The organism is Schumannella soli, assembly GCF_006517435.1.
Taxonomy (GTDB): Bacteria; Actinomycetota; Actinomycetes; order Actinomycetales; family Microbacteriaceae; genus Schumannella; species Schumannella soli.
This window is the reverse complement of record NZ_VHQG01000001.1, coordinates 1,153,564-1,179,606: the sequence shown is the minus strand read 5'-3', so window position 1 is coordinate 1,179,606 and position 26,043 is coordinate 1,153,564. Positions and strand designations below refer to the sequence as shown.

Annotated in this window: 28 protein-coding genes and 1 tRNA gene; 10 read left to right on the top strand and 19 right to left on the bottom strand. The window is 71.4% G+C overall.

Translation table 11 applies throughout. From position 1 onward, the window contains the following. The first annotated feature begins 105 nt into the window (after positions 1-105). Positions 106-672, top strand: coding sequence for a hypothetical protein (locus FJ657_RS05255; RefSeq protein ID WP_141162560.1), 567 nt, complete (start codon positions 106-108; stop codon positions 670-672). A gap of 2 nt (positions 673-674) precedes the next feature. Further along, a complete protein-coding gene (locus FJ657_RS05250; RefSeq protein ID WP_141162559.1) occupies positions 675-1,763 on the top strand; it encodes a site-specific integrase in 1,089 nt (362 codons plus the stop codon). 129 nt (positions 1,764-1,892) lie between these two features. Here the strand turns inward: FJ657_RS05250 and FJ657_RS05245 are convergent. The 3 genes from FJ657_RS05245 to FJ657_RS05235 all read right to left on the bottom strand — a co-directional run bounded on the left by FJ657_RS05245 (position 1,893) and on the right by FJ657_RS05235 (position 4,355). After that, positions 1,893-1,980 (bottom strand) — tRNA-Ser (locus tag FJ657_RS05245). Positions 1,981-2,187: 207 nt separating this feature from the next. Then, a complete protein-coding gene (locus tag FJ657_RS05240; RefSeq protein ID WP_141162558.1) occupies positions 2,188-3,447 on the bottom strand; it encodes an MFS transporter in 1,260 nt (419 codons plus the stop codon). A 242-nt stretch (positions 3,448-3,689) separates the two neighbouring features. Further along, a complete protein-coding gene (locus tag FJ657_RS05235; RefSeq protein ID WP_181408872.1) occupies positions 3,690-4,355 on the bottom strand; it encodes a GntR family transcriptional regulator in 666 nt (221 codons plus the stop codon). A 559-nt stretch (positions 4,356-4,914) separates the two neighbouring features. On the opposite strand from FJ657_RS05235, the gene FJ657_RS05230 reads away from it, so the two are divergent. Next, entirely contained in the window at positions 4,915-5,271 is a 357-nt protein-coding gene (locus FJ657_RS05230; protein ID WP_141162556.1) for a hypothetical protein, read from the top strand. 173 nt (positions 5,272-5,444) lie between these two features. Here the strand turns inward: FJ657_RS05230 and FJ657_RS05225 are convergent, their stop codons facing one another. Both FJ657_RS05225 and serS read right to left on the bottom strand, forming a co-directional pair. Next, on the bottom strand, positions 5,445-6,323 hold the full coding sequence (locus tag FJ657_RS05225; protein ID WP_141162555.1) for an HAD family hydrolase: 879 nt from the start codon (positions 6,321-6,323) through the stop codon (positions 5,445-5,447). Then, positions 6,320-7,585, bottom strand: a complete 1,266-nt coding sequence (serS, locus tag FJ657_RS05220) for a serine--tRNA ligase (RefSeq protein ID WP_141162554.1) — start codon at positions 7,583-7,585, stop codon at positions 6,320-6,322. Before serS ends, FJ657_RS05225 begins: the two co-directional genes overlap by 4 nt. Positions 7,586-7,669: 84 nt before the next feature. Here serS and FJ657_RS05215 point away from each other — a divergent pair, with 84 nt between their 5' ends. After that, on the top strand, positions 7,670-8,698 hold the full coding sequence (locus FJ657_RS05215) for a diacylglycerol/lipid kinase family protein (protein ID WP_141162553.1): 1,029 nt from the start codon (positions 7,670-7,672) through the stop codon (positions 8,696-8,698). A 6-nt stretch (positions 8,699-8,704) separates the two neighbouring features. On the opposite strand, the gene FJ657_RS05210 is transcribed toward FJ657_RS05215, so the two are convergent. Genes FJ657_RS05210 through FJ657_RS05195 form a run of 4 tightly spaced genes read right to left on the bottom strand, consistent with a single transcriptional unit; the run spans position 8,705 to position 11,542 of the window. Continuing rightward, on the bottom strand, positions 8,705-9,037 hold the full coding sequence (locus FJ657_RS05210; RefSeq protein ID WP_141162552.1) for a hypothetical protein: 333 nt from the start codon (positions 9,035-9,037) through the stop codon (positions 8,705-8,707). Next, complete coding sequence (locus tag FJ657_RS05205; protein ID WP_141162551.1) at positions 9,034-9,816, bottom strand: hypothetical protein; 783 nt, start codon at positions 9,814-9,816, stop codon at positions 9,034-9,036. The genes FJ657_RS05210 and FJ657_RS05205 overlap by 4 nt, the downstream gene beginning before the upstream one ends. Before the next feature lie 4 nt (positions 9,817-9,820). Next, the gene (pheA, locus tag FJ657_RS05200; protein ID WP_141162550.1) at positions 9,821-10,882 is read right to left on the bottom strand and encodes a prephenate dehydratase; all 1,062 of its coding nucleotides are present in this window, start codon (positions 10,880-10,882) and stop codon (positions 9,821-9,823) included. A 33-nt stretch (positions 10,883-10,915) separates the two neighbouring features. After that, positions 10,916-11,542, bottom strand: coding sequence for a DUF2510 domain-containing protein (locus FJ657_RS05195; RefSeq protein WP_141162549.1), 627 nt, complete (start codon positions 11,540-11,542; stop codon positions 10,916-10,918). Between the two features lie 162 nt (positions 11,543-11,704). Between FJ657_RS05195 and pgm the strand changes: the two genes are divergently transcribed. Both pgm and FJ657_RS05185 read left to right on the top strand, forming a co-directional pair. After that, positions 11,705-13,345, top strand: a complete 1,641-nt coding sequence (gene pgm / locus FJ657_RS05190) for a phosphoglucomutase (alpha-D-glucose-1,6-bisphosphate-dependent) (RefSeq protein ID WP_141162548.1) — start codon at positions 11,705-11,707, stop codon at positions 13,343-13,345. Continuing rightward, complete coding sequence (locus FJ657_RS05185; RefSeq protein WP_141162547.1) at positions 13,342-13,998, top strand: GNAT family N-acetyltransferase; 657 nt, start codon at positions 13,342-13,344, stop codon at positions 13,996-13,998. Before pgm ends, FJ657_RS05185 begins: the two co-directional genes overlap by 4 nt. A gap of 23 nt (positions 13,999-14,021) precedes the next feature. Here the strand turns inward: FJ657_RS05185 and FJ657_RS05180 are convergent, their stop codons facing one another. Then, the gene (locus tag FJ657_RS05180) at positions 14,022-14,921 is read right to left on the bottom strand and encodes a M15 family metallopeptidase (protein ID WP_255447150.1); all 900 of its coding nucleotides are present in this window, start codon (positions 14,919-14,921) and stop codon (positions 14,022-14,024) included. Positions 14,922-15,010: 89 nt separating this feature from the next. Between FJ657_RS05180 and FJ657_RS05175 the strand changes: the two genes are divergently transcribed. Next, positions 15,011-15,298: a GNAT family N-acetyltransferase gene (locus FJ657_RS05175; RefSeq protein ID WP_255447149.1), complete on the top strand. Its 288-nt coding sequence runs from the start codon at positions 15,011-15,013 to the stop codon at positions 15,296-15,298. Positions 15,299-15,319: 21 nt separating this feature from the next. Here FJ657_RS05175 and FJ657_RS05170 read toward each other — a convergent pair whose 3' ends face one another. The 4 genes from FJ657_RS05170 to FJ657_RS05155 all read right to left on the bottom strand — a co-directional run bounded on the left by FJ657_RS05170 (position 15,320) and on the right by FJ657_RS05155 (position 18,317). Beyond that, positions 15,320-15,577, bottom strand: coding sequence for a glutaredoxin domain-containing protein (locus tag FJ657_RS05170; RefSeq protein ID WP_141162546.1), 258 nt, complete (start codon positions 15,575-15,577; stop codon positions 15,320-15,322). A gap of 188 nt (positions 15,578-15,765) precedes the next feature. Then, entirely contained in the window at positions 15,766-16,224 is a 459-nt protein-coding gene (locus tag FJ657_RS05165; RefSeq protein ID WP_141162545.1) for a hypothetical protein, read from the bottom strand. Between the two features lie 80 nt (positions 16,225-16,304). After that, positions 16,305-17,354: a lipoate-protein ligase LplAB gene (lplAB, locus tag FJ657_RS05160; protein WP_141162544.1), complete on the bottom strand. Its 1,050-nt coding sequence runs from the start codon at positions 17,352-17,354 to the stop codon at positions 16,305-16,307. 75 nt (positions 17,355-17,429) lie between these two features. Next, the gene (locus FJ657_RS05155) at positions 17,430-18,317 is read right to left on the bottom strand and encodes an alpha/beta fold hydrolase (protein WP_141162543.1); all 888 of its coding nucleotides are present in this window, start codon (positions 18,315-18,317) and stop codon (positions 17,430-17,432) included. A gap of 95 nt (positions 18,318-18,412) precedes the next feature. Between FJ657_RS05155 and FJ657_RS05150 the strand changes: the two genes are divergently transcribed. From FJ657_RS05150 to FJ657_RS05140, 3 genes are all read left to right on the top strand, one after another. Continuing rightward, complete coding sequence (locus FJ657_RS05150) at positions 18,413-18,850, top strand: MarR family winged helix-turn-helix transcriptional regulator (protein WP_141162542.1); 438 nt, start codon at positions 18,413-18,415, stop codon at positions 18,848-18,850. Continuing rightward, positions 18,847-20,175, top strand: coding sequence for an MFS transporter (locus tag FJ657_RS05145; protein WP_141162541.1), 1,329 nt, complete (start codon positions 18,847-18,849; stop codon positions 20,173-20,175). The genes FJ657_RS05150 and FJ657_RS05145 overlap by 4 nt, the downstream gene beginning before the upstream one ends. A 247-nt stretch (positions 20,176-20,422) precedes the next feature. Further along, positions 20,423-21,376, top strand: a complete 954-nt coding sequence (locus tag FJ657_RS05140) for an aldo/keto reductase (RefSeq protein ID WP_141162742.1) — start codon at positions 20,423-20,425, stop codon at positions 21,374-21,376. A 187-nt stretch (positions 21,377-21,563) separates the two neighbouring features. On the opposite strand, the gene FJ657_RS05135 is transcribed toward FJ657_RS05140, so the two are convergent. The 5 genes from FJ657_RS05135 to FJ657_RS05115 form a co-directional block, all read right to left on the bottom strand. Continuing rightward, positions 21,564-21,971 carry a VOC family protein gene (locus tag FJ657_RS05135; RefSeq protein WP_141162540.1) on the bottom strand — a complete coding sequence of 136 codons (408 nt, stop codon included), beginning with the start codon at positions 21,969-21,971 and terminating at the stop codon, positions 21,564-21,566. 146 nt (positions 21,972-22,117) lie between these two features. Continuing rightward, positions 22,118-22,507 carry a GNAT family N-acetyltransferase gene (locus tag FJ657_RS05130; RefSeq protein WP_141162741.1) on the bottom strand — a complete coding sequence of 130 codons (390 nt, stop codon included), beginning with the start codon at positions 22,505-22,507 and terminating at the stop codon, positions 22,118-22,120. Then, entirely contained in the window at positions 22,507-23,352 is an 846-nt protein-coding gene (locus FJ657_RS05125; RefSeq protein ID WP_141162539.1) for a transglutaminase family protein, read from the bottom strand. The genes FJ657_RS05130 and FJ657_RS05125 overlap by 1 nt, the downstream gene beginning before the upstream one ends. Further along, a complete protein-coding gene (locus FJ657_RS05120) occupies positions 23,349-24,278 on the bottom strand; it encodes an alpha-E domain-containing protein (RefSeq protein WP_141162740.1) in 930 nt (309 codons plus the stop codon). Before FJ657_RS05120 ends, FJ657_RS05125 begins: the two co-directional genes overlap by 4 nt. After that, on the bottom strand, positions 24,278-26,005 hold the full coding sequence (locus tag FJ657_RS05115) for a circularly permuted type 2 ATP-grasp protein (RefSeq protein WP_141162538.1): 1,728 nt from the start codon (positions 26,003-26,005) through the stop codon (positions 24,278-24,280). Before FJ657_RS05115 ends, FJ657_RS05120 begins: the two co-directional genes overlap by 1 nt. Positions 26,006-26,043: the final 38 nt, after the last annotated feature.

Here is a 26,043-nt window from a genome sequence, read left to right as displayed (position 1 = left end):
ATTCACTCCCGCTGTTTCGACAATCACAACGCTCCTGCGTTGTCATATCGACGGTAACTACTATCCAGTCGTTTTGACAACCCCAAGCTCACGTACTCTGTTGAAATGGCGGAATACGCGGCGGAACGCAGCATCGGAGCACGGATCGCCGCCGCGCGCCGCGCTCGCGGCTACCGCAGCCCCACCGCCCTCGCCGAAGCACTTGAAGGAACCGGCATCACGACCGCGATCCTCGAGAACATCGAGGCCGGCCGACGCTCCAAACTCGACGTCAGCATCGTGCTCAACATCGCCCGCGTTCTCGGCGTCCCCCTCAGCGCACTGCTCGCCCCCATCGCCCGACCAGACGACCCGCTCGACCTCGCCAACCTCGGCCCCGCCTTCGACGGAATGTCCGCCGGCGAGTTCGACGCCTGGATCGGAGTAAGCCCCAACTCCGACCACCTCGCATCAAGCGCCGCCGAACGGAACGATCGCGCCGAGTTGCGTGCGCTCCGAGAACTGCAACTGCAGCGCCGCGAGCTCGACCGGCTCCGCAAAGCCGACGCGATCGAAGACGCAGCAGGACGCCCGGAAGCACTCGCCGCCGCAAGCCGCAGCCGCATCGCCGGAATCGAGAACGACATCACCGAACTTCGGAAGTACCTGACTTCCGCGGGTTGGGAGTTGTAGCAGTGGCCACGATCGAGCCCTACGAGACGAAGCAGGGGCGTCGATACCGCGTTCGATACCGCACCCCAGACCGACGCCAGACCGACAAACGAGGGTTCAAGACCAAGCGGGAGGCGGAGCTCCACCTGGCCTCGGTCGAGGTCTCGAAGGCTCGCGGCGAATTCGTCGACGTCAGCGCATCTCGCGCTCGAGTCGAGACGCTCGGCGCCGACTGGCTCGAAACCCAGACTCATCTCAAGCCGTCCGCGTTCCGCTCGATAGAGATCGCCTGGCGCGTTCATGTCGAACCCCGCTGGGGCCGGGTGTCCGTCGCGGATGTCCAGCACAGCGAAGTCCAGCGATGGGTTTCGGAACTGTCGAAGTCTCGAAGCGCTACGACGGTCATCCGCGCATTTGGCGTGTTAGCAGCCATCCTGGATGTGGCTATCCGCGATCGGCGACTGGCGGCGAATCCCGCCCGCGGAGTGAAGCTGCCGCGCAAGCGGAAGCGTGCGCATATTTACCTCTCCGCCGAACAGGTCGCCAAGCTGGCCGAGCAGGTCGGCGACCAGAAGCTGTTCATTCTGACGCTGAGCTACTGCGGGCTGCGGTGGGGAGAAGCCACCGCTCTGCGACGCTGCGACATCGACCTCGCGCGGAGGCGTCTCGAAGTGCGTCTCAACGCTGTCGAGGTGGGAAGCGAGATCGTGATCGGGACCCCCAAGTCGCATGAGCAGCGTTCGGTCCCGTTCCCACCGTCTCTGGCTGAACAGTTCGCCGCAGCTTGCGACGGCAAGACGGCGAACGACTTGGTCTTCACGGGTAGCAAGGGACAACGCCTACTTCGACCGAAGACGGACGCCGGTTGGTTCGGCACCTCAGTTAAGCGGGCGGGTCTTGAACGAATGACACCCCACGACCTCAGGCACACCGCAGCTAGCCTCGCGGTCAGCGCCGGCGCCAACGTCAAAGCGGTGCAGCGGATGCTTGGGCACGCGTCGGCGACGATGACGCTCGATGTCTATGCGGATCTCTTCGAAGACGACCTCGATGAGGTCGCGATCCGTCTCGATGAGAAGTTGCTCGCGAGCGGGGCCGCGGCGCTTGTCTGATGGGTACGGCGCGATCCATCTCGCCCTGATCGCCTTCGAATGTGGGCAGAGTGTGGGCATCCACACCGATCGGCAGCCGAGGTAATCGCCTCGAGGCCTGTGAAGTCGGGGCAGACTGCTCGTTCAGGTTGGCGGAGGGCGGGGGATTCGAACCCCCGAGACATTTCTGTCTGCCGGTTTTCAAGACCGGATCCTTCGGCCGCTCGGACAGCCCTCCAGGTGAGTCCGAGGCTACCCGACCGGCCCGCGCATCCTCAGACGCAATCGATCGGTCGCGAACTGTCGCTCAGAACGACCGATGGCGACAGTTGGCGACCGATCGATTCGAGTGGATGCACGCCGAGCCTCGGGGCCCGCAGCGGACCCCGGCTCGCCTCGACATCACGCGTCGCGCCCCGCGCTGGGCCGAACTCGGCCGGCAGCCTCACCCCTCCGGCAGGTGCCGCCGCGACGAGAGGCGCACGACGACGATCGCGAGCGCCGCCAGCGCGACGACGGCGACGAGCAGGTCGATCGCCGGGATGACGAGGGCGAGCGCCGAAATGGCCGTCGGCAGCAGGAAGCCCGCGTAGGCGAGGGCGTAGAAGACGCCCGTCAGGCCGGCGAGATCGCGGGCGCCCGCGATGCGCTGCACCTCGAGCAGTCCGCTGACGAGCGAGATGCCGAAGCCGCATCCCAGCACCGCGTTCGCGACGAGGCCGAGCACGGGCGAGCCGATGACGATCGCGATCGTCACGAGCACCAGGCCGGCGGCGATGCCGAGGGTGCCGACGCCGAGTCCGCGCGCCGACTCGAGGGAGTGCACGCGGCGGGCGACCGGCTGGATGAGGCTCGACGCCCCCAGCGCGATGACCGTCGCGGCGGTCGCGTAGGCGATTCCGAACGGCGCCGTCTGGTCGGCGAGGCGCGTCGGCAGGTAGCCGTAGCCCATCGCCGCGGCCGCGAAGATCCACGGCGCCGCGACGGCGACGACACGCACGAAGCGCTTGTGCGACGCGGCCGGGATGCGCAGCTGAGCCCACCACGGGCCGCCGACACCGCGTACGTCCGACCCGACACCGGTGGTGTCGGTCGCGCCGACGCCGACCGCACCTCGCGCATCCGCGCCCGCATCCGCTTGGCCAGCACGGGCAGCACCGACGGCCCCCAGCGCCGTCTCCGGCAGCCGCGTCACGAGCACCACGAACGGCACCGCGACGACGAGGTGGATGGCGAAGGGCAGCACCGTCGGGATCGGCCCCCACTGGGCCAGAACTCCGGCGACGAGCGCGCCCGCGGCCGACCCGAGCGTGAAGGCGAGCGAGCCGCGGCGGGCACCAGACGCCGCATCCGCACCCGGATCGTGGGGCGCCTGCGAGAGCTCCTTCATCCAGCTGATGCCCGCCGACATCGCCACGCCGACCGTCACACCGCTGAGCAGCCGCCCGGCCATGAGCCAGCCGAAGCCGAGTCCGCCAAGGGCGAGCAGTCCGCTGCCGATCAGCGCCGCGATCACGCCGACGATCACGACCGGACGCCGCCCGTGCCGGTCGCTCAGCGACCCGGCCAGCAGCAGCGCGGGGATCAGCCCGAGCACGTAGACGCCGAGCAGCACCGTCACGGCGACCTCGCTGAAGTGCTGCTCGTGCACGTAGAGCAGCAGCAGCGGGCTGAACTGGTTGCCGCCCCACGAGCAGGCGAACATCGCTCCCCAGAGCAGCGGCCAGGCGCGACGCGGCGGGCGGGCCGGGCGCGACGAGCGAGCGGGATGCGCGGACCGCCGGATCGAGTCGGCGGGAGTTGACGCGGACGCGGCGCCCGCAGGGGCTCCGCGATCAGTGGCGAGGCCCGCGGTGATCGCAGTCGGACCGTCACCGGCGTTCGGACTCGCACCCGCACCCGCCTCGGTCGTCAGATCGTTCCCGTCGATCGGCGTCAGCAGCCCGCTCACAGCACGCCGCGGTTCCGGTTGACGTGGGTGCGCAGGGTCTCGGCGTAGGCGGCCGCGTCCCGCTTCTCGATCGCGCGCACGAGCTTCGTGTGGTCCTTGAGCGCGGCGGCCATCTGACCCGACTTCACCCGGATCAGCAGGTTGCGCATCCGATGCTGTCGATCGCGCAGCAGTCCCGCGAACTGGGATGCGACCGGATTGCGCGCCGCCGCGATCACCGCGGCGTGCAGTCGGTCGTCGGCGTCGATGAAGCGGTCGAGATCGTCGGAGTCGACCGCGGCCTGCTGCTCGGCGAGCAACGCCTTCAGCTCGGGCAGCACCTCGGCGACGCGGTCACCCGCGATCACCCGGGCCGCGCAGCTCGCCTCGATCGCCTCCCGCATCTCGAGCACGTCATCGGCCTCGCTCGGCGACAGCGGGCGCACGACGGCGCCACGACGGGAGGCGAGGATGAGCAGCCCCTCCGCCGCGAGTCGCAGGAACGCCTCGTGCACGGGGGTGCGCGAGATGCCGAGCTCGCCGGCGATCACGGCCTCGCTGAGCAGGGCACCCGACTCCAGCTCGCCGCGGATGATCGCGTCTTTCGTCGCCGCGTAGGCGCGGTCGGCGGCGCTGCCCTCCGTCTCCGACACGGGCGGGGATGCGGTCTTCGGCTCGGCCATGCGCCCGACTCTACGCCTTGCATGCAAGCTTGCGCGCATCCATCCGCTGGAGCGGCGTCAGCACCGGAAGTCGCGCGACGCGCCGCGCAGGGGTTGCGCCACCTCCCGACCCTGGCTACGGTGGGCAACCGATACCGACTCACGAAAGGAGCCAGCCATGTTCGTTCTCATGCCGAACCGCACTGCAATCGCAGCACAGCGCGCTGGCTTCGTCGGCGTCCTCATCGCCGGATAGCACCGGGGCACCTTCCGCCCCGCTCTCCGCGGTGGCGATGCCCACGAAGCCGACGCCCCGTCGATCCTGACGATCGACGCCGACCGTCCGTCCGCACTCCCGCGCGACGCCCGGCCGGCGATGACCCTCGCGATCACGGCGCACCTCGCCCCGCCTCCCGACCCGGGATCGAGCATCCGCTCGCCCGTGGTCGGTCCCCCGTCGCCGCTCCGGCTTCACCCCGGCGCACGCGGCATCCCGCGGCACCACGCCGCGACATCCGACCCGACGACCGCGGATCCCACGAGGATGCGCGCCGCCGGGCCGAACCGTGAGGACACACTCGTGCATACCGCCCTGTCCGCGTCGACCACCGACCGCGACACCACCACCGAGCACTCGAGCGCCGCGGCGCACGATGCTCAGACCACCGCCCACCCGCCGCAACCGCTCGCCTCGCCCGTCTCGGCCGAGCAGCACACGGCCCAGCGCCCGACGCTCACCGCGCCGGAGCTGCGCCGCCACCGCGGCCTGATCGACCGCCTCGCCCTGCGCCTCGGTCTCGCGCTGATCACCTGGAGCCGTCGGCCCCTCGTGCTGCGCGACCGCACGCCGTGGCGGGCGAACCCCATCGAGCTGCGTCAGTCGCAGCTCGAGCGCGCCGAGGCCGACCGCCTGCGGTACGCGCTCTACACCCGCTGATCGGTCGCATCCCATGACCGTCCAGCCGAACCCCGGGCACGAGCTGCCCGGAACCGCGGCGGCGCGAGCGCTCCTCGCGCCGCCGCCCCGGCATCCGCGCTGACCCAGCCGCCGCGAGCGCCCGCTCTGCGCCACGTCGGATGCGCGGGCCGCGAGACCGCGCTACGAGGAGCTCAGCCCGGGAAGTGCGCCGCAAGGGCGCGCGCGAGGCCGTGCTGCTCGACCGGGTAGGTGATCTCGGTCGCCGCGTCCTTGACCTCTTCGGGCGCCTGGCCCATCGCGACGGCGACGGCGCCGCGGGCTGCCGCCCACTCGAGCATGTCGATGTCGTTGCGTCCGTCGCCGGCGACGAGCAGGTTCGTCGTCACCGGGAACGGCGTCGCCGCGATCACGTGCTCGAGCCCGGTCGCCTTGTTGACACCCTCGGGCGCGATGTCGAGCCACGCCGTCCAGCCGATGTTGTAGCTGACCTGGTGCAGGCCCATGCTGTCGACGACCCGCAGGAAGTCCTCGGTGTCGTGACCCGGCGAGAGCACGACGACGCGCGTCGACTCGAGGTCGAGCAGTCCCTCGAACGGCGTCTCGATGCTCGACGGCAGCAGCACGCCCTCGGGGAACGCTCCCGTGTAGTGGAACACCCCGTCGGAGCCCTCCACCGCGTAGCTCGCGTTCTCGAGGTTCTCGCCGATCGTCGTCAGCACCTGCCGCGGGGCGAAGGTCTCGACGTGCATGCGGCTGTAGCCGACCGGCGCCGTCGGATCGCGGCGCAGCACGAGCGCGCCGTTCGCGCACACCAGGAACTCGGGCGCGATGCCCAGCCGCTCGACGATCGGCAGGGTCATGGATGCGCTGCGCCCGGTCGCGAGCATGACCTCGTGTCCGGCGGCGACGACGCGGGCGACCTCCGCCACGACCTCGGGCGCGAGCGAGCCGTCTTCGCCGAGGATCGTGCCGTCGACGTCGAGCGCGACGAGCCAGCGCTCCGCCCCGGCGGCCCCGGCGGCGCCGGCCGCGGCGTCGGCGGCGTCAGCCGAGCCCGCCGCCGAGCTCATCGGACGGGCTCGAGGATCTCGAGTCCGCCGAGCCACGGCCGCAGCGGCTCCGGCACCCACACCGAGCCGTCTTCGCGCTGGTGCGTCTCGAGCAGCGCGACGAGCCAGCGGGTCGTCGCGAGGGTTCCGTTGAGCGTCGCCACGGGCGCCGTCTTGCCGTCCTCGCCGCGCTGGCGGATGTCGAGGCGACGCGCCTGGAACGTCGTGCAGTTCGAGGTCGAGGTGAGCTCGCGGTACTTGTCCTGCGTGGGAACCCACGCCTCGACGTCGTACTTGCGCGCGGCGCTCGAGCCGAGGTCGCCCGCGGCCGTGTCGATCACGCGGTAGCTGAGGCCGAGCGACTGCAGCATCCGCTCCTGCGCGGCGACGAGGCGCGCGTGCTCGGCCTCCGCATCCTCGGGCGTGATGTAGACGAACATCTCGAGCTTCTGGAACTGGTGCACGCGGATGATGCCGCGGTTGTCCTTGCCGTGCGACCCGGCCTCGCGGCGGTAGCAGGTCGACCATCCGGCATAGCGCAGCGGGCCGTCGGTCAGATCGAGGATCTCGTCTTTGTGGTACCCGGCGAGGGCGACCTCGCTGGTACCGGTGAGGTAGAGGTCGTCGGCCTCGAGGCGGTAGATCTCGTCGGCGTGAGCGCCGAGGAAGCCGGTGCCCTGCATGATCTCGGGCCGCACGAGCGTCGGCGGGATCATCGGGATGAAGCCCTCGTCGAGCGCGGTCTGCAGGCCGTAGCTGAGCAGCGCGTACTCGAGGCGCGCGCCGACGCCCTTGAGGAAGTAGAAGCGGGCGCCCGACACCTTGACGCCGCGGTCCATGTCGATCGCGTCGAGCTTCTCGCCGATCTCGAGGTGGTCGCGCACCGGGAAGTCGAAGGTCGGGATCGCGCCGACCTCCCGCAGCACCGTGTAGTCGTCTTCGCCGCCGGCGGGCACGCCCGCGATGGGGATGTTGCCGAGCGAGCCGACGATGCGGGTGAAGTCGGCCTCGGCCTCGGTGACCCGCGCCTGCGCGGCCTTGACCTGCGCGGCCAGCTCCTGGGCCTGCGCGACGAGCGCGGCCTTCTCGTCCTTGGGCGCCTTCGCGACGGTCTTGCCGAAGGCGTTCTGCTCGGCGCGCAGCGACTCGAAGGAGGTGATCGCGGCGCGGCGGGCGGCATCCGCCTCGACGGCCTGGTCGACGAGCTCGACGCTGGCGCCGCGAGAGCGCTGCGACTCCTTCACCAGCTCGGGGTCGTCACGCAGCAGCTGGGGATCGATCACGCGCTCAGTCTATTCACGCCGCATTAGCTGAGCCTCCGCCTCGTGCGCATGCCCGGCGCGGCATGCGTGCCCTACTTTTGAGCCATGCCGGCCCCCTCCGACGCCCCGAAGCCCCGCCGCGCCGCCATCGTCTTCAACCCGATCAAGGTCGACGAGCAGCGCCTGCGCACCGCGATCGCCGCCGCCGAGGCCGAGCACGGCTGGGCCGAGACGCTCTGGCTCGAGACGAGCGTCGAGGATCCGGGGCAGGGTCCCACCCGCCAGGCTGTGTCCGAGGGCGTCGAGGTCGTGATCGCGGCGGGCGGCGACGGAACGGTGCGCGCGGTCGCCGAGGCGCTGCGCGACACCGACACAGCGCTCGCCCTGCTGCCGAGCGGCACCGGCAACCTGCTCGCCCGCAACCTCGATCTGAACCTGGCGCACGTCGAGGGCTCGATCGAGACGGCCTTCACCGGAGAAGACCGCAAGATCGACCTCGGCATCGCCCGCCTCGAGCGCGAGGACGGCTCGCGCGAAGAGCACGCCTTCCTCGTCATGGCCGGCATCGGCATCGACGCCCAGATGGTCGTCAACACGAACGCCGAGCTCAAGAAGAAAGTCGGCTGGATCGCCTACGTGGATGCGATCGTGCGCTCCCTGCGCGACCGCGACCGGCTGCGCATCCGCTACGAGCTCGACGACGGCCCCGCCGGCGCGATGAGCGTGCACACCCTGCTCGTCGGAAACTGCGGATCGCTGCCCGGCAACATCCTGCTGCTGCCCGAGGCGGCCGTCGACGACGGCGAGTTCGACATCGTCGCCCTGCGGCCCGAGGGCTTCTTCGGCTGGCTGCAGATCTGGACGAAGATCGTGTGGGAGAACGGCGTGCTGCGCCGCAGCCAGGCCGGCCGCAAGCTCATGTCGCTCACCAAGGAGGTGCGCACGCTGCGCTACCTCAAGGGCAAGCAGTTCACGGTGCGCATCGAGAAGCCCGACGAGTTCGAACTCGACGGGGATGTGTTCGGCGAGGTGGTCGCGTTCCGCACCACGGTCGATCCGCTCGCGCTCGAGGTGCGGCTGCCCGCCGGGCACCGGCTCAGCACCGATCAGCCGGAGGCGGCCGTCAGCGCCTGAGGCCAGCTAATCGGACGCGACGTCCGACCCGCCCGGCGAGACCGACGGTCGGACGACCTGCGCCCGGTGCCAGCGCAGCGCGTGTCCGGCGAGCAACGCGACGAGCAGCAGCGGCGCGAGCGTCATCGCGGCCTTGATCGCCGGATCGATCGCTGACGAGAGCGCCCAGAAGCGCTGGCTGTCGGCGAAGGCGTTCGGATCGACTGCCGCCTCAACCGCCCAGTAGGAGCTCTGCCACACGAACGAGAGCCCGGAGAGCATCACGACGGTGGCGACCGCGAAGGCGATCCAGCCGACGACGAATGCGCCACGCAGCGAGGGCCGCGGTGACGACGTCATCGTCGCCTCCGCAAGACCACCAGGAGCACGATCGTCACGGCGCTGCCGAGAACGCCGACGAAATACAGCGGTTCGGCGAGCGTCTGACCCGCCTGCTGCAGGAAGAAGACCCACGTCTGATCGGCCGCATCGCGATCCGAGTCGAATCCGTAACCGGAGTCGGCCTGCATCTCATAGGTGCTCATCGAGAGCGCGACGGCGAGGACGAGAGCGACGAGCGAGACCACGGCGAGCGCGACGGTCCACGGATTGATGCGATGACGTGGAATGAGCCCCAGCTCGCCGAGTTCGTCGTCGGTCAGCTCGTCGGCGACCTCGGCGTAGCGCGTCGCGTGATCGGCGATCGGATCGTCGACGCGAGCCGGCTCGACGCGTTCGCCATTCGGCCCCAGACGCACAGGCCGGGTCGCGCGCGGCGTGGCCGAGGCGGGACCGATCGTCGCGGGTTCGCTCGCGCTCGGCGGGATCGACGGAGGCGCCGACGCTCGCGAGTCTGAGCCGGCCGAGTCGGGCGGCGCCGCACCGGCCGCGGTCCCGAGCGACGCGGCGCCGTCTCGGGAATACGGCGACGGGGCCGCGCCCACCGGCGGTTCGCCGATCCGCGCGGCGCCGGGGCGAGTGAACGGGTTCGACGCGTGATCAGCCGCGCCGGAACCGGATGACGACGCGCTGCGCGTGTCACCCGCCGCGGGCGCGGCCCCCGCCGCATCCCCCGCTCCGTGCTCGCTCGGGTCGAATCCGCGCTGGAATCGCGCGGCGTAGCGGGGGTCGACGCTCATCCGGTCAGCCTGCCTGAGGCCCCTGGTCGTCGGCTCCGTGCTGGCCCGGGGCGGCGTCGTCGAGTTCGCGCACGACCAGACCCGGAAGCGCCTCCCCCGCGTCCTCCACCGCATCCTCACCGTCGGGCTCGCCCGAGAGGATGCCGCGCAGCCAATCGCGCGCCTCGATGAAGACCTCGTCGCGGTAGCGGCTCTCGAGCACGACCGGTCGGCGGTCGGCGCGCGGGTACGAGCCGAGGAAGGTGACGCGCGGGCTGAAGCGCTTGAGGCCGAGCAGCGCATCCGCGACCCGCTCGTCGTGCACGTGGCCGTCGAGGTCGATGACGAAGCGGTAGCGGCCGAGCTCGTCGCCGATCGGACGCGACTCGAGCAGGCTCATGTTCACTCCGCGGGTCGCGAACTGCTCGAGCATGTCGAGGAGGCTTCCGGCGGCGTCGCTCGGCAGCTCGACGATGATGCTCGTCTTGTCGGCGCCGGTGCGCTCGGGGATGCGGCCGGACCGGCTGACCATGACGAAGCGGGTGACCGCGTTCTGGTTGTCGCCGATGTGCTCGGCGAGGGTGTCGAGCGCGAGGTGCTGGGTGATGCCGTGCGGCGCGACGGCGGCGTCGGCGGGCGACCCGTTCAGCAGCGCGGTCGGCGCGGCGACGTTCGACGTCGCGGGCAGGTGCGCGTGCGTCGGCACGGCCTTGTCGAGCCAGAGGTGCGTCTGCGCGTAGGCGACGGGATGCGCGGCGACGGTCGTCACGTCGGCGAGCGCCGTCCCGGGTCGGGCGACGAGGTCGAAGTCGACCCGCACCAGGTACTCGCCCGTGATGCGCAGCCCGGGGATCGACGCCAGCGCATCCTGCGTCGCGCTCACACCGCCCTCGACGCTGTTCTCGATCGCGATCATCGCGCCGATGCTGCGGCCGCTGATCACGTCGTCCAGCGCCTCGCCGACGTTGTTGACGCTGCGCCATTCGCCGCCGACGGCTTCGGGCGCCTGGTTCAGCGCCGTCCAGGTGAAGGTGCCGACCGGGCCCAGGTAGCTGTAGACCGGGGACGCGTCGGGCTGGGCGGGCATGACCCGAAGCCTAGCGACGCGGCGCGGTCGGGTTCAGCGACGGCGCGTTCCGCCGAGCAGCTGGGCGATCTCCTCGTCGAGGGTGAGGGCCCCGGCGGCAGATGCCGAGCCGAAGCTCGCGTCGAAGACCGCGTCGAGGTCGGCGCCGGCGAAAGCGGGTGCGGCCGGCGCCGCGGGCGCTTCGTGGTGCGCGGACGCGATGGTCGGCTCGGGCGCGACCGGCGCCTCGGCCGAGAAGTCGGCGGCGAGCTGCGCCTCGAAGTCGGCGAGCGCGGCGGTGTCGAGGGTGTCGAGCAGTCCGCCGCCGATGCGCTCGGACGCGGCCGGTGCGGGCAGGTCGAGGTCGAGAGGCAGCGGCATGGGCTCGAGGGGCATCGGCTCGAGCGGCATCTCGGGGGCGCGGAAGGTCGACGCGGCGGACGGGGCCGCGGCAGGCGTGGCCGGCGCAACCGGCGCCGACGCGATGGGCGCCGTCGCGATCGGCTCCGCGATCACGGGCTCGACCGGGGCCGGGATGAGCAGCGCATCCGCGACCTCGTTCTGCTCCTCGTCTTCGGCATCCGAGACCAGGTCGGTGAAGGCGTGACCGTTCCACCAGCGCAGCTGGCGCGCTCCGCTCGGGTCCGGATACCAGCCGGCCTGCTGACGCTCGTCGCTCATCGAAGACTCCCTCGCGAGTCCCCCCGGACTCACGCGTTCGAGGCTAAGTGGACCCGCTGAGCCGCCGCGCCTCCGCTTTCGGGGGACGAATCCTTGAGTCTCTGCTGGATTTCCACCCCTGCCCGGGGTACACCGACCGGGTGCCGATGCCAGACTGACCCCATGACGGACCGCGCCGGCTCCCCCGCCCAGGAATCCGACCTCATCGACGTGCGCGAGCTCGTGGATGCCTACTACCAGCGGGTGCCCGACGTCGCCGACCCGGCGCAGAAGGTCGCCTTCGGCACGAGCGGTCACCGCGGTTCGAGCCTCGACACGGCCTTCAACGAGACCCACATCGCCGCGATCACGCAGGCGATCGTCGACTACCGCACCGAGCAGGGCATCGACGGTCCGCTGTTCATCGGCAGCGACACCCACGGCCTCTCCCGGCCCGCCGAGAAGACCGCGCTCGAGGTGCTCGCGGCGAACGGCGTGCACGCTCTCGCCGACGCGGAGGACGGCTGGGTGCCGACGCCCGCGCTGAGCCGCGCGATCATCCGCTACAACCGCGCCCTCGGCTCGAACGGCACCACGATCACCCCGGGTCTCGCCGACGGCATCGTCATCACCCCGAGCCACAACCCGCCCCGCGACGGCGGCTTCAAGTACAACCCGCCGCACGGCGGGCCGGCCGACTCGGATGCGACAGGCTGGATCGCCGGCCGGGCCAACGAGCACATCGCGAACGGCCTGCGCGATGTGAAGCGCACGGAGCCGAGCTCGGTCGACGGCTACGACTTCCGCGGCGAGTACGTCGCCGACCTGGCGAACATCATCGACCTCGCCGCGATCCGCAATGCGGGTCTGCACATCGGCGCCGACCCGCTCGGCGGCGCGAGCGTCGACTACTGGGCGCTCATCGCCGAGAAGCACGGCCTCGACCTCACGGTCGTCAACCCGGTCGTCGACCCGACCTGGCGCTTCATGACGCTCGACTGGGACGGCAAGATCCGCATGGATCCGTCGTCCCCCTCGGCCATGGCCTCCGTGCTGCAGCACCGCGCCGACTACGCGGTGCTCACGGGCAACGACGCCGACGCCGATCGCCACGGCATCGTCACGCCCGACGCCGGCCTGATGAATCCGAACCACTACCTCGCCGTCGCGATCCAGTACCTCTACGCGCACCGCCCCGACTGGCGCGCGGATGCCGCGATCGGCAAGACCCTCGTCTCCAGCTCGATGATCGACCGGGTCGCCGCGTCGCTCGGGCGCCGCCTCTGGGAGGTTCCGGTCGGCTTCAAGTGGTTCGTACCCGGCCTCGTCGACGGCAGCGTCGGCTTCGGCGGCGAGGAGAGCGCCGGCGCCAGCTTCCTCGAGTTCGACGGATCGGCGTGGACGACCGACAAGGACGGCATCCTGCTCGCCCTGCTCGCCAGCGAGATCACCGCCGTCACCGGCAAGTCGCCCTCGCAGCTGTACGCCGAGCTGACCGACGAGTTCGGGGCGCCCGCCTACGCGCGCGTGGATGCCGCCGCATCCAAGGAGCAGAAGGCGCGCCTCGGCAAGCTCAGCGGCGCCGACATCACGGCCGACACGCTCGCCGGCGACCCGATCACGGCACGCCTCTCGGAGGCGCCCGGCAACGGCGCCGCGATCGGCGGCGTCAAGGTGCAGACCGAGCACGCCTGGTTCGCCGCGCGCCCCTCGGGCACCGAAGACGTCTACAAGATCTACGCCGAGTCGTTCCGCGGGCCGGAGCACCTGGCCGAGGTGCAGGCCGAGGCGAAGACGATCGTCGATCGGGCGCTCGGGGCGTGAGCTCGGGCTACGGCGCTGCTGACGGCGCCGGCTTCGTGAGTCATGACGGCGTGATCCACGAGCGGCTGCCGGACGCCGGCGGCGGCGCCGTGCCGCTGCGCTGGGTTGTCCGCTGGGAGACGCAGCTCGACGACGCCGAGCTCGCCCGCATCCACGCGTTCCTGGTGCGGGTGTTCCCGGATCACCCCGGCGGAGTGCAGGCGGCGTGGGCCGGCTCACGGCCCGAGCTGCGGCTGCTCGGCTTCGCCGACGACGCCGACGACTCGACCGAAGGTGAGCTACTCGCCCACATCGGCATTGCCCGCCGTTTCATCCGCGCCCGCGAGAGCGGCGCATCCGTGCTGGTCGGCGACGTCGGCCTGGTCGGAGTCTCCCCCGATCGCCAGGGTGCGGGCCTCGGCCGCCGACTGATGCACCAGACGGATGCGGTGCTCGCCGACCTCGGCGTCGACTTCGGCACGCTGACGACGGGCGACAGCAAGATCCCGTTCTACGAGGCCGTCGGCTGGCACCTCGCGTCGAACCGTCTGCACGCCATCGATCTGTGGAACCGGCGCGAGACCTTCGACGGCCCGTTCTTCATCCGCCCGGTCCGCGCCCCGCTCAGCGCGTGGCCGACCGGCGACCTCGAGCGCAACGCCCGCGAGATCTAGCCCGGAGCCTGCCCGGGCTCCAACTACGGCGCGTAGTCGGGGGCGGCGGGGAGGCCGAAGAACTGCTCGAGGGTCTGCACGCCGGTGTCGTGCATCTCGGTCGCCAGCTCGACGCCGACGTAGCGGAAGTGCCAGGGCTCGTACTCGAAGCCGGTGACCGGGGTGAGATCCTTCGGGTAGCGCAGGATGAAGCCCCACTTGTAGGCGTTCGTCGCCAGCCAGATGCCCTGCGGGGTGTCGCCGAAGCAGGCGTTGAGCCCGCACTTCGCGGGGTTGCCGACGAGGTCGACGGCGAGTCCGGTCTGGTGCTCGCTGAAGCCCGGGCGGGCGCTCGTCAGGTCGGCCGCGGCCTGACCCTTCGATGCGACCCAGCCGTTGTAGACCTTCACCTGCGACTGGTAGCTGCGGTAATCGCTCTGGATCTGGATGTTCAGCCCCGTCTCCGCCGTGTACTGCTGCGTCATCGCCGTCAACGCATCCGCGGCCGGCTTGCGCAGGTACGGCACCGCACCCCACGTCGTCGGGATCGGCATCGCCGTCAGGTCGGCGGGCGCGTAGTCGACCGGGTTGAGCGGACGCAGCTTGTCGCTGACGACCCAGATGCTCGCCGGGTCGTCGATCGAGAACTGCGTCTTGTCGAAGCCGGGCGGACTCGGCGGGGTGGATGCGTTGGGCGAGCCGCTCGGCGTCGTGCTCGCGGTCGCCGACGCGGTCGGCTTCGGCGACCCCGATCCGTTCGCCGCAGTGCGGTCGTCGTGCGGCGCGAGCGCCTGCACGAGTCCGGCGACGAGCGCCACGACGACGACCACGGCGCCCGCGATCACGAGGATGCGGCGTCGGCGGATCACCTTCGCCGACGGCCGCGGGGTGCGGTTCCGCGGACGGCGCGGCGGCTCCTCGGGCTGCGACAGCACGTTGCTCACCGAGTCATCGTAGTGACGGGGCGGACGCGCATCCTCCACGTTGGCCCCTCACCCTCACCCCCAGGTCGGGGCGGGCGTAGCGTCGCCCCGTGACCGACTACCAGGTGATCCGCCGCCCCGACGACGACCGTTTCGCGCTCACACAGGACGGCGACGACATCGGCTTCGTCGCCTACCGCCAGACCGGCGACGTGATCACGCTGACGCACACCGAGATCGACCCCGACATCCAGGAGCACGGCCTCGGATCGCTCCTCGTGCGCGGCACGCTCGACGCGATCCGCGACGGGTCGAGCGATCGCGTCGTCGCGCAGTGCCCCTTCGTCGCGGCGTGGATCGGCAAGCACCCCGACTACGCGGAGCTGCTCGAGCGCTGACGCAGCCCGCGGCCCCGCGCGTCAGACGGCGGCGAGCTCGTCGAGCTTCGCCTGCAGGTCCTTGTCGCTCGGCTCGACCTGGTGCGAGCCGTCGGGGAAGAGCAGCACGGGGATGTTCATGCGCCCGCTGATCTCCTGCGCTCGCTCGGGTCCGCCGTCCACCTTCTCGATGTCGATGTACTCGTAGTCGGCCCCGACGCGGTCGAGCAGCGCCTTCGAGCGGCGGCAGTCGCTGCACCAGTCGGCGCCGTACATCTGGATCTTCGTGGTCTCGGCCATGCGGCAAGAGTAGATCGCGGCGAGCGGCGGCGCTGGCTCGCGGGGTGCGGACGGCGGCCGAGGTGGACGCGACGTCCATTGCCCGGCGTTCGCACGATCGCGGCAGTGGTGTTCGGGAGCGCATCGCCGCGCAATCTGGGGGGATTCGGCGACGCGCTCCCGAAGCGGGGCCCGGCGGGACGACCGGGTCAGGCCGCGTGCCGCCCGATGGGACGAGTCGGGGGCGACGGCAGGTCGAGCTGGATGCGCACCGCGCCGGTGAGCAGAGGCTCGGGGCGCCGACGCGGTGCGGCAGCGGGGACAGCGGAGGGGATGAGCTCGCCGGGGGCGAGCACGGTCGCCGACGCGGGGAGCGTGGCAGAGGCCGGCGACGGGAAGACAGGGATGTCGAGGTCGCGCGGCAGTCGTGCGGCGAGCCGCGGCGGGTCGCCGGCGACCGGGGCGGGGGCTCCGATGCGGGTCTGCGCCTCGAGGGCGGCGGCCGACTCGGTGCGGGTCGGGGCGAAGAGCTCGTCGGCGACGGCGAAGACGCCGGTCGAGCCGCTCGGGCGGTCGACGCCCCGCAGCTCGATCCAGCCGCGGCGCTGCGCGACGACGAGCACGGGCACCGCGACGGCGACGATGCCGAAGAAGATCACCCAGTCCATGCAGTGACAGTAGGTCGGGCGTTCCACCCCGGGCATCCTCCTTCCGGAGGAGAACGCTCAGTGCTCGCCCTGAACGTGCGTCAGGGCACGCGGTTCAGCCACTCGTCGGTGGAGAACTTCTCATCGACGAGCTTCGCCGCGGCGGCGTACTCCTCGGGCGTGATCTCACCCTCGGTGAGACCGTGCTGGCCGCGGAAGGTGTCGATCATCCGCTCGATGACTTGCTCGCGCGGCAGGCCGGTCTGGCTGCGCAGCGGGTCGACGCGCTTCGCGGCGCTCGCGATGCCCTTGTCGCTGAGCTTCTCGCGGCCGATGCGCAGCACGCGCGCCATCTTCTCGCCGTCCATGTCGTAGCTCATGGTCACGTGGTGCAGCACGCCGCCGGCCCCGAGGCGCTTCTGCGCGGCGCCGCCGATCTTGCCCGAGGGCGAGGTGATGTCGTTGAGGGGCTGGTAGCTCGCATCCACCCCCAGGCTCTGCAGGGCCTGGATGACCCACTCGTCGAGGAAGGCGTAGCTGTCGGCGAAGGTCATGCCCGAGACGAGCTCGGCGGGCGCGTAGATCGAGTAGGTGATCGCGTTGCCCGGCTCGACGAACATGGCGCCGCCGCCCGAGATGCGACGCACGACGTGGAATCCCTCGGCCTGCGCCTGCTCGGGGTCGACCTCGTTGCGCACCGACTGGAAGCTGCCGATGATCACCGCGTTCTCCGCCCACTCCCAGAAGCGCAGCGTCGGCTTGCGACGACCGGCGGCGACCTCCTCGGTGAGCACCTGGTCGAGCGCGAGGTGGGTGTTCGCGTCCAGCGGGCCGGGGTAGACGAGCTCCCACTCGTAGTCGTCCCAGCCGGTGGCGGTCTGCAGGGCGCGACGCACGGCGGTGGCGACCGACTCCGGCTGGAAGCCGAGCAGGATCGCGCCCTCGGGCAGCGCCGCGCGCACGGCCGCGGCGATCGTCTTCTGGTCGCTCGTCGCGGGCAGCCCGTTCACCGCGGCGTCGATCGCGTGGATCGCGTCGTCCGGTTCGAGGAAGAAGTCGCCCGCGAGGCGGAAGTCGGCGATCTTCTCGTCGACCACCTCCAGGTCGACCACCACGAGCTTGCCGCCAGGGACCTTGAACTCACCGTGCACGCGACGAGCTTATTTCGCGGGCGGGCGGATGCGCCGGGGTCGGCCGGTCCGACTGGGCCGTCAGCGCCAGCCGGGTCAACGGCGGCGGCGCGCGGGCGGCTGGTAGCGCAGGCGCGCGTTCATCCACTGCGCCAGATCGGCGATGACGTCGAGCCGGTTCGTCTCGTTGAGCACCTCGTGGCGGGCGCCGTCCCAGATCTTGACCGTCACATCCGACAGCCCGCCGCGCTCGCGGTAGGCGGCGGCGAGCTTCTCGACGCTGGCAGGGCCGCCGAGGGTGTCGTCGGATCCGATGACGATGAGCAGCGGAACGTCCTTCGGCAGCTTTGCCTTGGGGGTGCCGAGCAGGCGCAGCGCGTCGCGGAAGCCGAAGAGCTTCAGCACGGTCGCGTTCGTCGTGAGCGGGTCGTCGGCGAAGGCCTGCTGCACGGCGCGGTCGCGGCTGAGCCAGCCGTTCGGGCCCTCGCTCGCGAAGCGCTTCGCGAGGTCGCCGCCGTTCATGTCGCGCAGCGTGCGGAACGCGGTGCCGCTGAGGATCACGGCGTCGTAGTCGCCGGCGGTGTCGGCGATGATCATCTGCGCCATGAGCGAGCCCCAGCTGTGCCCGAGCAGCACGAGCGGGATGCCGGGGTTCTGCTCGCGGATGATGCCGGTGAACTGGCGCAGCGCATCCACCGTCGCCCGCAGCCCGCCGACGCCGAGCCGGCCGAGCCGGCCGTGGTCGCCGGCGTGCTGCCTGAGTCCGGTGCGACCGTGGCCGCGGTGGTCGTCGGCGTAGACGGTGAAGCCGGCGTTCACCAGATCCTGGGCGGTCTGCTCGTAGCGCAGGCCGTGCTCGCCGACGCCGTGCGCGAGCTGCACGATCGCGGTGGGCGAGATCGCCTTCCAGACGGAGAAGTGGATGGTGACGCCGCGCTCGTCGACGTAGCTGTCGTCGATCCGGTCGACCGTGAATCGCGGCATGAGGCCTCCCCGTTTCGCTCATCCTAGGAGCGCGGCACATCGGATCGGGAGCGCAGCCAATATTTAGCCAAGCTAATGAGCTAGGCTAACGATCGATGGCAGATATCCCCGATCCGGTCACCGAGACCGACCCCGACGAGCTGCGGATGATCATCCAGCGGCTCTCCCGCCGCATCCGGGTGCACCGCGCCGCCGACGGCATCAGCGACGCGCAGCTGGGCGTGCTGTTCCAGCTCGAGAAGCACGGCGACCGCACCCCCGGCCAGCTCGCCGAGCACGAGGGCGTGACTCCCCCGTCGATCAACCGCACGATCAACGGGCTCGAGGAAGCCGGGTGGATCACCCGCAATCCCGACCCCGACGACGCGCGCCGGGTGCGCATCCGCCTCACCGACTCCGGGTCGGCCATCATCACCGAGACCCGCCGCCTGCGAGCCGCCTGGTTCACGCAGCGACTGGCCATTCTCACCCCCCAGGAACGACGGCTCCTGCAGGAGGTGACCCCCCTCCTGCGCCGCCTCAGCGACTCATGAGCGCGATGTTCCAGTCGCTCGGCGTCGCGAACTACCGCCTGTGGTTCGGCGGCGCGATGGTGTCGAACATCGGCACCTGGATGCAGCGCACGGCCCAGGACTGGATCGTGCTCACCGAGCTGACCCAACACGACGCGGCGGCGGTCGGCGTGACGATGGCGCTGCAGTTCGGCCCGCAGCTGCTGCTCGTGCCCGTCTCCGGCCTGATCGCCGACCGCTTCGACCGCCGCCGCCTGCTCTTCGTGACGCAGGCGCTCATGGGACTGCTCGCGCTGGGCCTCGGCCTCATCACGGTGTTCGGCGTCGCGCAGCTCTGGATGGTCTACGCCTTCGCCTTCGGCCTCGGCGTCGTCGCCGCCTTCGACGCGCCCGCCCGGCAGACCTTCGTGAGCGAGCTCGTCGACGACCGGCAGCTGCCCAACGCGGTCGCCCTGAACTCCGCCTCCTTCAACGGCGCGCGGATGATCGGCCCGGCCGTCGCGGGCGTGCTCATCGCGCTCATCGGCTCGGGCTGGGTGTTCCTGCTCAACGCCGGCACCTTCGCGGCGACCCTGCTCGCGATCGCGCTGCTGCGCACCGACCAGCTGCGTCCGGCCAAGCGGGCGGCGGCGCGACGGGGGCAGATCCGCGACGGCTTCCGCTACGTGCGGGGGCGCCCCGACATCCTCGTCGTGTTCGCGATGATCTTCCTCGTCGGCACCTTCGGCCTGAACTTCCCGATCTTCACCTCGACCATGGCGAGCGTCGAGTTCGGGGCGGGGGCGGATGCCTTCGGCCTGCTCTCGTCGATCCTGGCGATCGGCTCGGTCACCGGCGCGCTGCTCTCGGCTCGCCGCGACCGTCCGCGCCTGCGCTACGCCGTGATCGCCTCACTCGGCTTCGGCGTGACCTGCGCGGTCGCCGCCGTCATGCCCAGCTACTGGGCCTTCGCCGGCGTGCTCATCACGGTCGGCCTCAGCTCGATCACCCTGATGACGAGCGCCAACGCCTACGTGCAGACGACGACCTCGCCGATCATGCGCGGCCGCGTCATGGCGCTCTACATGGCGATCTTCGCCGGCGGCACCCCGATCGGCGCCCCGCTCGTCGGCTGGGTCGCGAACGCCTTCGGGCCGCGCTGGGCGCTCGGCGTCGCCGCCGCGTCCGGGTTCGCCGCCGTGCTCGTCGCGCTGGTGTGGATGCGCCGGGCGAAGGGTCTGCGGGTGAACTGGGATCGCGCATCCCGCTTCAACCTCGCCGTGCGCTGGCGCGGTGACGGGCGCGACGTCGAGACGGCGACGACCGAGATCGCGGTCGTGGAGGCGGAGTCGACGCGGTCGAGCTGATCGGCCCGCCCGGCCCGACCGGCGCCGAGCGCGGGGTTCCGTGCCGAGCGCGGGGCGACGACACCGCGCGCTCGGAACACGGACCCGCGCTCGGCCCCGTTACTGCTGGGTGATCGCTGTCATCTCGCGCAATGCGGCGGTCGCGGCCAGCGCGACGGCGGCCGAGGCGAGCAAGCTCGAGGCGATGGGATGCGCGCCGCGCGGGTGCCGCATCCGCCTGACCAGCGTCTTCGAAAGGACCGCATCCATGACCCGTCTCGGCAGCAGCGACCTCGACGTCTTCCCCCTCGCCCTCGGCGGCAACGTGTTCGGCTGGACGGCCGACGAGAGCACCTCGCACGACGTGCTCGACGCCTACGTCGCCGGCGGCGGGAACTTCATCGACACGGCCGACGTCTACTCGGCCTGGGGTGACGGCAACTCGGGCGGCGAGTCGGAGACGATCATCGGCACCTGGCTCGCGAAGCGCGGACGCCGCGACGACGTCGTGATCGGCACCAAGGTGTCGCAGCATCCCGAGTTCCGCGGGCTCTCGTCCGCCAACGTGGCCGCCGCCGCACGCGCCTCGCTGCAGCGCCTCGGCACCGACGTGATCGACCTCTACTGGGCGCACTACGACGACGAGTCGACGCCGCTCGAGGAGACCGTGCGCGCCTTCGACCAGCTCGTCAGCGAGGGCCTGGTGCGCTACACCGCGGTGTCGAACTACAGCGCCGACCGCGTGCGCGAGTGGGTGCGCATCGCGCAGGAGAACGGCCTCGCCGCGCCCGTCGCGCTGCAGCCGCACTACAACCTCGTGACCCGCGAGCCCTACGAGTCGCAGCTCGCCCCGGTCGCCCGCGAGGCCGACCTCGGCGTGACGCCCTACTGGTCGCTCGCCGCCGGGTTCCTCACCGGCAAGTACCGCTCGAAGGACGACTTCGCCGGCCAGCAGCGCGAGGGCCAGGTCGCCGGTTACTTCTCGGACGCCGGACTCGCCGTCGTCGACGAGGTCGCCGCGATCGCCGCCGACCACGGCGCCGAGCTCGCCACCGTCGCGCTCGCCTGGCTGCGCGCCAAGCCCGAGATCACGGCGCCGATCGCCTCGGCCCGCGTGGTCGAGCAGCTGCCCGCACTGCTCGCGTCGGCGTCCCTCGACCTCAGCGCCGACGAGGTCGCGCGCCTCGACGCCGTCTCGGCGAAGGTGCCCGCCGCGAGCTGATCCCGCCCGCGCCGTTCTCGGCGCTCGGGAGTCATCGATCGGTCGCCAACTGTCGCCAACCGCGAGGTTTGGCGACAGTTAGCGACCGATCACCTCGTGGAGACGGGTCGTCGGTTCGAGGGGGGCGACCCGTCCGAGGTGGGCATCCCGAGGTGAGCAGCCGGCCGGGATGCCGATCGGCGGACCGTCAGGACTGCTCGAGGGCTGCCGGGTCCATCCAGACGACCTCCCAGTGGTGGCCGTCGAGGTCGTTGAAGCTGCGGCCGTACATGAAGCCGTGGTCCTGCGCTTCCTTGGGCTCGGCCACGCCCTGCGCGAGGGCGGCGTCGGCGATGCGGTCGACCTCCTCGCGGCTGTCGGCCGAGAGGGCGAGGGTCGCGGCGGTCTCGGCACGCGCATCCGCGATCGGCTTCGCCGAGAAGGTCGCGAAGTAGTCGTGCGTCAGCAGCATGGCGAAGACGTTCTCGCCGAAGACGATGCTGCTGGCGTTCTCGTCGCTGAACTGCGGGTTCTTCTCGAAGCCGAGCTTCTCGAAGAAGGCCGTCGAGGCGGGCAGGTCGCGCACGGGAAGGTTGACGAAGATGCTGCGGCTCATGCGGCCATCCTGACGGCCGGATGCGCGGCTGTCAGCCCCGGCGTCACTCCCCGAGCCAGCGCGGGCAGAGCGCCGCACGATCTCGGCCGCGCCGCACGATATGGCGCGGCGAAGCCAGGATCGCCGCGCGATCCCGCAGAACCCGGTCAGGTGAGGGCGATCAGGCCCGCGTGGGTGGGGCCGAACCCGGCCTGGCGGTAGAAGCCCTCGAGGTGCGGCTCGTAGTCGACGTGCAGCCAGGCCGCCCCGGTCGCGCGGGTCTCGGCGACGGCGAGCGCGACGAGCTGGCGGCCGATGCCGCCGCCCTGCAGCGCCGGCGCGACGACCGTGTCGACGAGGAAGGCGTGCGCTCCCCCGTCACCGACGACGTTGACGAAGCCGACGAGCGCCCCGTTCTGCCGAGCCGTCGCCCAGCCGATCGAATGCCGGTCGAGGCGGTCGGCCCACGGCTCGACCCCGGCGGGATGCGCGAAAGCCTCCGCGTGGAGCCGCGACAGCTCCGCGTCGTCGACCGGTGCTCGCCAGGAGAGCAGCATCACGCCTCCCGCGTGATCTCGACCGTTACGAACATCGCGCTCGACGAGGGTCCGGCGAACACGCCGCGCAGCGGCGGCACGTCCCCGTAGTCGCGGCCGCGCGCGACGGTCACGTGCCGGTCGCCGATGTCGATCAGGTTCGTCGGGTCGAAGCCGCGCCATCCGCCGCACCACCACTCGACCCAGGCGTGCGACTCGCCCGTGACGGTCTCGCCGACCTGCGCGTCGGGCACCGGGTGCAGGTAGCCGCTGACGTAGCGGGCGGGGATGCCGACCGAGCGCAGGGCGCCGATCGCGAGCTGCGCGATGTCCTGGCAGACGCCCTTCTGCTCGCTCCACGCCTCTTCGGCCGTGGTCGTGACCGCCGTCACTCCGGGCACGTACTCGATGCGCTCGCCGATCGCCCGGGCGATCGCGAGGGCGGCCTCGCCGGGCGCCGACGCGGCATCCGCCAGACCCCGCGCCAGCGCGACGACCTCCGCCGGCGGACGCGTGCGGTCGGTCTGGCCCAGCTGCTCCACGTACTCGATGCGCGACTCGGCCGCGCCGGCGAGCTCATCCCAGTCGAGGTCGCGGTGCGGGTGCTCGCGCGGCCGCACCTCGACGAGGCTCGTCGCCGTCAGGGTCAGCTCGCGATGCGCCGCGAGCACCTCGAACGACGTGACCCGCGAACCCCAGTAGTCGGTATACGTGTTCGACGACGAGAGCGGCGTGATCTCGAGGTGCGACGACAGCACGAGCTGGTCGCCGCCCGCGGCGGGCAGCATACGCGCCTCGTTGTACGACGCCGACGCCTCGCCGGCGTAGCGGAAGCCGGTCTGATGCCGGATGCGGTGTCGCTTCACGTGTTCTCTCCCACCCACACCGGCGCCGCGTTCGTCGGGAAGTAGCGCTGACGCACCGCCTCGCTCGCCGCGCTCGTCGCCGACTGCACGTCATCCATGTGCCGCGGCAGGTCGGCGATGATGTCGCTGATCGGCCGGAACTCGAGCTCGCTGCGGATCTGCCCCAGCAGCCGCTGCGCCGAGTCGGGCACGCCGACACGGCGCACCTCCGGCTCGAGCTCGCGCAGGCACTGCTCGGCCCGGCTGACCGAGAACAGGATGCTGCGCGGGAACAGCCGGTCGAGCAGCAGGAACTCGGCCGCGTTGCGCGCGCTCGGCACGCCGCGGTAGGTGCGCAGGTAGGCCTCATAGGCGCCGACGGACCGCAGGATGGTCGTCCACGACGGGCCGGACGCCTCGGTCAGACTGCGGGTCGCCAGCAGCCGGGCGGTCATGTCGGCGCGCTCGATCGAGCGGCCCAGGGTGAACACGCTCCACGCCTCGTCGCGGCTCGTGCCGGTCTCGACGATGCCGACCGCGAGGGCGCTGCGCTCGCGCACCCAGGCGAAGAACTCGTGCACCTTGTCGCCGGGGATGCGCCGCGGCATCCGCGCCCTGGTCGTGTTCAGCACCTCCCACAGCTCGGTCGAGACGACCTCGCGAGCACGGCGGGCGTTCTCGCGCGCGGCCTGCAGCGAGTAGGCGATCGCGGCCGGCTGGCTGCGGTCCACGGCGAGGATCGAGAGCACGTCGCCGCGGGTGACCGGCACCGCCGGGTCGACGGCGACGCCCATGACGCTGAGCAGCGAGCGGCAGGCGGTGTCCTCTTCGATCCACGGGTCCTCGAGCAGCAGCTGCAGGTGCACGTCGAGGATGCGGGCGGTGCCGTCGGCGCGCTCGATGTAGCGGCCGATCCAGAACAGGCTCTCGGCGATGCGGGAGAGCATCATGATGCGCTCACCTCCTCGGCGGCGGCGGCCTGCTGCTGTTGCTGCTGCTGGTCGCGGCGGGGCGCGTCTTCGGGGTTCTGGTCGTGCGGATGCTCGGCCACGTGATCGGGCAGCGGCTGCGCGCCGTGCGCGGCGGCCAGCTCCGCCGTGATCACCGGGATCGCCTGCGTGACCGACGCCTGCTCGGCGACGAGGGCCTGCACGTCGCGATCGCGCGGGTCGGCCGACGCGGACTGGTGCCAGGCCGCATCCGGCCCCACCACCCAGGTGTCCTTCGAACCGCCGCCCTGCGAGCTGTTGACCACGAGCTGACCCTCGGGCAGCGCGACGCGGGTGAGGCCGCCGGGCAGCACCCACACATCCGAGCCGTCGTTGACCGCGAAGGGGCGCAGGTCGGCGTGCCGCGGGCGCATCCCGTCGTCGACGAGCGTCGGGATGGTCGAGAGCTGCACGACCGGCTGCGCGATCCAGCCGCGCGGATCGGCGCGCAGCCGCGTCGCGAGGGTGTCGAGCTCGGCGCGGCTCGCGTCCGGCCCGACGACGAGTCCCTTGCCGCCGGAGCCGTCGACCGGCTTCACGACCAGCTCGTCGAGGCGGTCGAGCACCTCCTCGAGGGCGCCCGGCTCCTCGAGCCGCCAGGTCTGCACGTTCTCGATCTTCGGATCCTCGCCCAGGTAGTAGCGGATGAGGTCGGGCATGTAGGTGTAGACGAGCTTGTCGTCGGCGACGCCGTTGCCGACCGCGTTCGCGATCGTCACGTTGCCGAGGCGCGCCGCCAGCATGAGCCCGGGCGAGCCGAGCATCGAGTCGGCGCGGAACTGCAGCGGGTCGAGGAACTCGTCATCCACCCGCCGGTAGATCACGTCGACGCGGGTCGGCCCGGCGGTCGTGCGCATGAACACGCGCCCGCCCGAGCAGAAGAGGTCGCGGCCCTCGACGAGCTCGACGCCCATCAGGCGCGCGAGCAGCGTGTGCTCGAAGTAGGCCGAGTTGAAGACACCCGGCGTGAGCACCACGATCGTCGGATCGTCGACGCCCTCCGGCGCCGCCGCCCGCAGCGCGTGCAGCAGCTTCTGCGGGTAGTCGCCCACGGGCCGCACCCGCATCGACACGAACAGCTCGGGCAGCGTCTGCGCCATCACCCGCCGGTTCGAGATCACGTAGCTGACGCCCGAGGGCACCCGCACGTTGTCTTCGAGCACCCGCCAGGTGCCCTGCTCGTCGCGGATGAGGTCGACGCCCGAGACCTGGATGCGCACGCCGTTCGCCGCCACCACCCCGGCCGCCTCGCGATGGAAGTGACTCGACGAGCTGATCAGGCGAGCCGGGATGACGCCGTCGCGCACCGCATCCTGCGCCCCGTAGACGTCGGCGAGGAAGGCCTCGAGCGCGCGGACGCGCTGCTTCACCCCGGCCTCGACGCCCGCCCACTCGGACTGGTCGATCACGCGCGGCACCGCATCCAGCGGGAACGGCCGCTCCTCGCCGGCGAAGTCGAAGGTCACGCCCTGCGCGAGGTAGGAGGAGGCGAGGGCGCTCGTGCGTCCGCGCAGCTCCTCCTGCGTCATGCGCGCGAGCGCGTCGTGGATGTCGCGGTAGGCCTCGCGAGCGCCGCCACCGGGAGCGAACATCTCGTCGAAGGCGACGGCGCCGCTGCCCCCGCGTCGTCGCGTGCCGGTGACGCCGGCCGTGCTGGCTCCGTAGCCGTCGAACAGGTCGCCCATGACCCGACACTACGCAGGGGCGTATTGCGAGGGTGTTT

Coding starts and splice junctions, on each gene's coding strand:
- FJ657_RS05255 (WP_141162560.1), top strand. CDS start 106: ATGGCGGAATACGCGGCGGAACGCAGCATCGGAGCACGGATCGCCGCC.
- FJ657_RS05240 (WP_141162558.1), bottom strand. CDS start 3,447: ATGTTCGCCTGCTCGTGGGGCGGCAACCAGTTCAGCCCGCTGCTGCTG.
- FJ657_RS05235 (WP_181408872.1), bottom strand. CDS start 4,355: ATGGCCGAGCCGAAGACCGCATCCCCGCCCGTGTCGGAGACGGAGGGC.
- FJ657_RS05225 (WP_141162555.1), bottom strand. CDS start 6,323: ATGAGCTCGGCGGCGGGCTCGGCTGACGCCGCCGACGCCGCGGCCGGC.
- FJ657_RS05215 (WP_141162553.1), top strand. CDS start 7,670: ATGCCGGCCCCCTCCGACGCCCCGAAGCCCCGCCGCGCCGCCATCGTC.
- FJ657_RS05210 (WP_141162552.1), bottom strand. CDS start 9,037: ATGACGTCGTCACCGCGGCCCTCGCTGCGTGGCGCATTCGTCGTCGGC.
- FJ657_RS05205 (WP_141162551.1), bottom strand. CDS start 9,816: ATGAGCGTCGACCCCCGCTACGCCGCGCGATTCCAGCGCGGATTCGAC.
- pheA (WP_141162550.1), bottom strand. CDS start 10,882: ATGCCCGCCCAGCCCGACGCGTCCCCGGTCTACAGCTACCTGGGCCCG.
- FJ657_RS05195 (WP_141162549.1), bottom strand. CDS start 11,542: ATGAGCGACGAGCGTCAGCAGGCCGGCTGGTATCCGGACCCGAGCGGA.
- pgm (WP_141162548.1), top strand. CDS start 11,705: ATGACGGACCGCGCCGGCTCCCCCGCCCAGGAATCCGACCTCATCGAC.
- FJ657_RS05170 (WP_141162546.1), bottom strand. CDS start 15,577: ATGGCCGAGACCACGAAGATCCAGATGTACGGCGCCGACTGGTGCAGC.
- FJ657_RS05165 (WP_141162545.1), bottom strand. CDS start 16,224: ATGGACTGGGTGATCTTCTTCGGCATCGTCGCCGTCGCGGTGCCCGTG.
- FJ657_RS05155 (WP_141162543.1), bottom strand. CDS start 18,317: ATGCCGCGATTCACGGTCGACCGGATCGACGACAGCTACGTCGACGAG.
- FJ657_RS05150 (WP_141162542.1), top strand. CDS start 18,413: ATGGCAGATATCCCCGATCCGGTCACCGAGACCGACCCCGACGAGCTG.
- FJ657_RS05145 (WP_141162541.1), top strand. CDS start 18,847: ATGAGCGCGATGTTCCAGTCGCTCGGCGTCGCGAACTACCGCCTGTGG.
- FJ657_RS05140 (WP_141162742.1), top strand. CDS start 20,423: ATGACCCGTCTCGGCAGCAGCGACCTCGACGTCTTCCCCCTCGCCCTC.
- FJ657_RS05135 (WP_141162540.1), bottom strand. CDS start 21,971: ATGAGCCGCAGCATCTTCGTCAACCTTCCCGTGCGCGACCTGCCCGCC.
- FJ657_RS05130 (WP_141162741.1), bottom strand. CDS start 22,507: ATGCTGCTCTCCTGGCGAGCACCGGTCGACGACGCGGAGCTGTCGCGG.
- FJ657_RS05120 (WP_141162740.1), bottom strand. CDS start 24,278: ATGCTCTCCCGCATCGCCGAGAGCCTGTTCTGGATCGGCCGCTACATC.
- FJ657_RS05115 (WP_141162538.1), bottom strand. CDS start 26,005: ATGGGCGACCTGTTCGACGGCTACGGAGCCAGCACGGCCGGCGTCACC.